This is a genomic window from Gordonia sp. (in: high G+C Gram-positive bacteria), from assembly GCF_020438995.1.
Classification (GTDB): Bacteria; Actinomycetota; Actinomycetes; order Mycobacteriales; family Mycobacteriaceae; genus Gordonia.
The window spans coordinates 1-4149 of sequence record NZ_JAGQTN010000124.1; the positions used below are offsets into that span (position 1 = coordinate 1).

The following is a 4149-nucleotide window of genomic DNA, read 5'->3' on the forward strand; positions in this document are numbered from 1 at the left end:
CTGCGCCGGATCGATGCCCTGACTCCCGGTGACGACGCCGAGATCGCGCGGGCGATCACCGACGACCAACATTCCTACCCCGCCCGGTGGATCGTGGCGACGACGCACTGTGCCAGCGATTATGCGAGCGACGATCCGGTGCTCACCTCGATGCTGATCCCGCTGTTCCAACGGACCGTCGAGGTCCCCGCCCTGCGTCACCACCCGGAGGACATCGCGACGATCCTGCGCTTGCACGCCGCCCAATTGGCACCGAATCGCGACCTGGAGTTCAGCGACGGAATGCTTCACGCGCTCAAGAAATACACCTGGCCCGGTAATGTCAGCGATCTGGTCGCCACCTTGAAGAAGGTCCTGTGCATGAAACCCGCCGGAGTGGTCACCGAGGCGGATCTGCCGCCCTATATCCATTCCGCGGCCCCCAAACGCACGATAACGACTCTCGAATCGGCTGAGCGCGACGCGATTATCGAGACGCTCCGACGGTTCGACGGGAACAGGGTCAAGGCCGCGGAATCCCTGGGAATCTCCCGGTCGACGCTGTATCGGCGGATCAACACATACGCGATTCATCTCTGAAGGCTGTCGCGGCGTCACTCACTGGGGGTGTGGCGTTTCGCCGCGTGCGAGCATCGCGACCAATCGGTCGATCCTGTTCCGTCGGGTCTGCGCTGTGCGCGCGGTGGACACGCGGAGCAGGACCGCATAGCGGTTCTGGGCGCTGAGAGTGTCGAACATAGCTTGCGCGCTTGGGGTTTCGGCAAGCACAGCGGCGAGATCGTCGGGCATCTGGATGGTCGCCTGCCCGGCGTAAGCCGCATCCCAGCGGCCGTCGGCCTTGGCGCTGTCGATCTCGGCGAAACCGCGAGGACGCATCCGCCCTTCCTCGATGAGGCGGGCCACAATACCGACGTTCCGCGCCGACCAGAGGCTGCGCCGACGCCTCGGCGTGAACCGCTGCCGGTACGTCGCCGAGTCGATTCCCTTGAGCTGTCCGTCGATCCATCCGCTGCACAGGGCCTCGTCGAGCGCCTGGCCGTAGCTGAGCGATGTCGGTGTGGTGGTGCCCTTTTTCGCCAGCATCAACCAGATCCCGTCGGACGAATCCTCATTCTCATCGAGCCACGCCCGCCACGCCGCAGCATCACGCACCACGACGGGCTCGATCTCGTCCGCACTTGTCATGTACGGAGCCTATCCACCGAGCGGGGCATGATTGTCGCAGACTGATACCTCACTTCGCCGGCGGAGACGTCCGGAGCTGACTCACGGCGCCGTGAGTGCGGTACCGGGCAGGCGAGACTCCGTGCACGCGTTTGAATGCGGCGCTCAGGGCGAACGGGCTCGCGTAACCGACGCGGCCGCTCACCGCTTCGAGAGTGAGATCAGTTCCGGCGACGAGATCGGCGGCCAGTGCCATCCGCCAGTTCGTGAGATAGGTCAGTGGCGGTTCGCCTACTTTTTCGGTGAACCGCCGGGCGAAAGCCGCGCGCGAGACTCGGGCGTGGGTCGCCAAGGACTGGACCGTCCACGGTTCCTGCGGGTGCTCATGGATGAGCCGGAGGGCGGGGCCTGCCACCGGATCGTCCTCAGCTGCGAGCCATCCCTGAGTATGATTGTCGCCCAGCGCTTCCCGGAGGCAGGAGACCAGCAGTAGATCCAGCAGACGGTCGAGTACTGCTTCCTGGCCGGGCCGGTCGTTCACCAGTTCGGCGGCGAGTAGGCCGATCAGTGGTGACTCGAAATCCGAGATCACCACGTTGTCCGGAAGTTGAGTGAGAAGCCTTGCGCCGACCGATGTCTCGCCGGCGTAGGTCCCGATGAGCATGACGGTGGCGTCCGGGGTGTCGGCGGGAACGTTGCCCATGTCCGGACCCCGAGGTTCATCTCTCCGCGCAGTATGCGCCCGTGGGGATCGACGCACTCCTGACCGGGCAGGATCCGCACGTCGGTGGGCGTCTGCGGCGAGTCCGCGAACACGCACGGCCGGTGACCGCGCGTCAGCATGACGTCACCGGGGTTGAGCGAATGTGTCGCGGTGCCGTCGGCAACCGACACCGCCCCCGACGTGACCACGACGATCGACAACGGCGCTTCGTCCTCCACACTGATCGACCAGTGGCCGGCGAAGACAGCCTTCAGCAGGAACGCCCGTTCGGCACGGGGGCCGTCGAGCAACGCGCCGAGTACATCCATGACCCCTACCGTCACACAGGTCGGAGAGTGAAACAAGCTCTATCCGTCCGAAGCGGGGTGAAGCGGCGTTCGAGACGATTACGTATGTATTCGAGCTGATGGACCATGGAGAGTCTCATATCGCTGCGATTGACTGGGTTCACCAGCCAATCGAAGGAGACATCATGAAGATCGTGGTTTTCGGCGCAACCGGCACCATCGGACGCCAGGTCGTCGAACAGGCACTACAGCGGGGTCACGACGTGACCGCGTTCGTCCGTGACCCGGCAAAGGTTCAGTGCAGTGATGTTCGTGCGGTACAGGGCGATGTGCACGACGCGGCAGCGGTCCGCACCGCGGTGCAGGGGCAGGACGCGGTGATCGTCGCGCTCGGCGCGGGACGCAAGGGCGGGGTCCGCGGCCCGGGAACCCGCACCATCATCGCGGCGATGAAAGCCGCGGGCGTCGACCGCCTCATCGTGCAGTCGACACTCGGGGTCGGCGACAGCCGCCCCAACCTGACCTTCATGTGGAAGTACCTGATGTTCGGGCTGCTCCTGCGGCCGGCATACGCGGATCACGTTGAGCAGGAACGGTATGTCCGCGAGAGCGGCCTGGACTGGACGATCGTCCGCCCCGCCGCCTTCACCGACGGTCCGCGCACCGGCACGTACCGTCACGGCTTCGGACCCCACGACACGACGGTGAGCGTCAAGATCTCCCGCGCCGATGTGGCCGAATTCGTTCTGAAACAACTCGACAACTCGGAGTATCTGCATCAGACGCCCGGCCTGGCGTACGCGAAAGGATAAGGGTGACAGCGACGAATCGCGTCGACGCGGGCGATGAACAAAAGGCGGTCAGCCTTTCGTGAAAAGTCAGCACGCTCTCTGCTGTGCAAATCGAGTACGAGGAACTCGCCGACAGCTACGAGGCGGAACCGCCTACCCGCGATGAGATCGACGGCCCGATCGTTGTCGACCCTTCTCGCCTGCGCACAGGTGGCCCCGCCAACGGCAACGCCGTGTGACGGTCCGAATAAATGGTGTTGCACTTTTATCTGTAATGGTACTACCCTTAATTGGTCCGGATCGAGATCACATCGAGCGCCCGGCAGCACGGCATCACCGATGATGAGATTCGCTCCGTCGTCTCGTTCCCAGTCGCACGGCAGGCGATCCCGGCCCGCCGCCCCTTGGCCGAGCTGTTCCTCTACGTCGGGGCGGTCGACGAACATCAGCCGCACATCGAGGTCATCGCCGACCACACCGACACCACCGAAGCTGTGGTTTTCCACGCGATGCTGCTGCGGCCGACCACCTACAACAGTCACCTGACTGACGTGTTCACACCCCGCTACGCCCGCCAACGATCTTGACCAGGAGGACACCATGGCCCACCGCCGACTCACCGACGCCGAGTACGCCGAAATGGCTGAGGACTACGCGACTAACCCACTGACCGCGGATGAAGTCGTCGGCCCTCTCGAAGTCAACCTCGACCATCCTGATGTCGCCGCGGCAGTCCTGCGTGCCGGTCGCCCGGCCGGTGGCGGCCCCGCGCAGGGCCGCACCCCGACGACCTCCGTGCGGCTGCCCGTCGACATCAAGACGCGCCTGGACGAGAGGGCTGCGACCGAAGACGTCAAGCCCGCCGAGATCATCCGGCGGGCCCTCGTGGAGTACCTTGACCGGCACCCAGCCTGAGATTGTCGCTGACGCGCTTGTGCGGTTCGTTGGATCTTTGGGGTTGGCGATCCGTGTAGATCGCGTGCCTGCCGGACGAGGTCTCAACTCCATCGAAGACCGGAGCAGTCCCACTTCTTCCCGGCGACTTGTCGCATCACTACTGGATCACCGAACTCGATCACCCAGGCGATGACGGTCGGGAAGTCCTTGGCGACTGGGTGCTTGGTCTTCCGTAACCAGTTGCTCCACTTCGTGTCTGTTCCAGCTGGGAACCCGTCCAAGATAC

General features: G+C 64.4%; 8 protein-coding genes and 1 pseudogene. 5 read left to right on the forward strand and 4 right to left on the reverse strand.

Going from position 1 to position 4149, the window contains the following annotated elements; translation table 11 throughout:
• Positions 1-579, forward strand: a 579-nt coding sequence (locus KDB67_RS09590; protein WP_291015260.1) for a helix-turn-helix domain-containing protein, incomplete at its 5' end; no start/stop codon positions are given.
• 18 nt (positions 580-597) lie between these two features.
• Here the strand turns inward: KDB67_RS09590 and KDB67_RS09595 are convergent.
• Genes KDB67_RS09595 through KDB67_RS09605 form a run of 3 tightly spaced genes read right to left on the reverse strand, consistent with a single transcriptional unit; the run spans position 598 to position 2196 of the window.
• Positions 598-1185 carry a YdeI/OmpD-associated family protein gene (locus KDB67_RS09595; protein WP_291015262.1) on the reverse strand — a complete coding sequence of 196 codons (588 nt, stop codon included), beginning with the start codon at positions 1183-1185 and terminating at the stop codon, positions 598-600.
• A gap of 49 nt (positions 1186-1234) precedes the next feature.
• A complete protein-coding gene (locus KDB67_RS09600) occupies positions 1235-1867 on the reverse strand; it encodes an AraC family transcriptional regulator (RefSeq protein ID WP_291015265.1) in 633 nt (210 codons plus the stop codon).
• Positions 1753-2196: a cupin domain-containing protein gene (locus tag KDB67_RS09605; protein WP_291015268.1), complete on the reverse strand. Its 444-nt coding sequence runs from the start codon at positions 2194-2196 to the stop codon at positions 1753-1755. The genes KDB67_RS09600 and KDB67_RS09605 overlap by 115 nt, the downstream gene beginning before the upstream one ends.
• A gap of 164 nt (positions 2197-2360) precedes the next feature.
• Here KDB67_RS09605 and KDB67_RS09610 point away from each other — a divergent pair, with 164 nt between their 5' ends.
• The 4 genes from KDB67_RS09610 to KDB67_RS09625 all read left to right on the forward strand — a co-directional run bounded on the left by KDB67_RS09610 (position 2361) and on the right by KDB67_RS09625 (position 3881).
• Positions 2361-2987: an SDR family oxidoreductase gene (locus KDB67_RS09610; protein WP_291015271.1), complete on the forward strand. Its 627-nt coding sequence runs from the start codon at positions 2361-2363 to the stop codon at positions 2985-2987.
• A gap of 83 nt (positions 2988-3070) precedes the next feature.
• Positions 3071-3205 (forward strand): hypothetical protein, encoded by a 135-nt coding sequence (locus KDB67_RS09615; protein WP_291015273.1) that lies wholly within the window; start codon positions 3071-3073, stop codon positions 3203-3205.
• 51 nt (positions 3206-3256) lie between these two features.
• Positions 3257-3553: a hypothetical protein gene (locus tag KDB67_RS09620; protein ID WP_291015275.1), complete on the forward strand. Its 297-nt coding sequence runs from the start codon at positions 3257-3259 to the stop codon at positions 3551-3553.
• A gap of 13 nt (positions 3554-3566) precedes the next feature.
• Complete coding sequence (locus KDB67_RS09625) at positions 3567-3881, forward strand: CopG family transcriptional regulator (protein ID WP_291015277.1); 315 nt, start codon at positions 3567-3569, stop codon at positions 3879-3881.
• 83 nt (positions 3882-3964) lie between these two features.
• Here the strand turns inward: KDB67_RS09625 and KDB67_RS09630 are convergent.
• Positions 3965-4149: pseudogene (locus tag KDB67_RS09630) on the reverse strand (hypothetical protein); the annotation flags it as partial.

What these genes read in the sequence shown, in the direction of transcription:
- KDB67_RS09605 (WP_291015268.1), bottom strand. Translation starts at nt 2,196, where the DNA reads ATGGATGTACTCGGCGCGTTGCTCGACGGCCCCCGTGCCGAACGGGCG.
- KDB67_RS09600 (WP_291015265.1), bottom strand. Translation starts at nt 1,867, where the DNA reads ATGGGCAACGTTCCCGCCGACACCCCGGACGCCACCGTCATGCTCATC.
- KDB67_RS09595 (WP_291015262.1), bottom strand. Translation starts at nt 1,185, where the DNA reads ATGACAAGTGCGGACGAGATCGAGCCCGTCGTGGTGCGTGATGCTGCG.
- KDB67_RS09625 (WP_291015277.1), top strand. Translation starts at nt 3,567, where the DNA reads ATGGCCCACCGCCGACTCACCGACGCCGAGTACGCCGAAATGGCTGAG.
- KDB67_RS09610 (WP_291015271.1), top strand. Translation starts at nt 2,361, where the DNA reads ATGAAGATCGTGGTTTTCGGCGCAACCGGCACCATCGGACGCCAGGTC.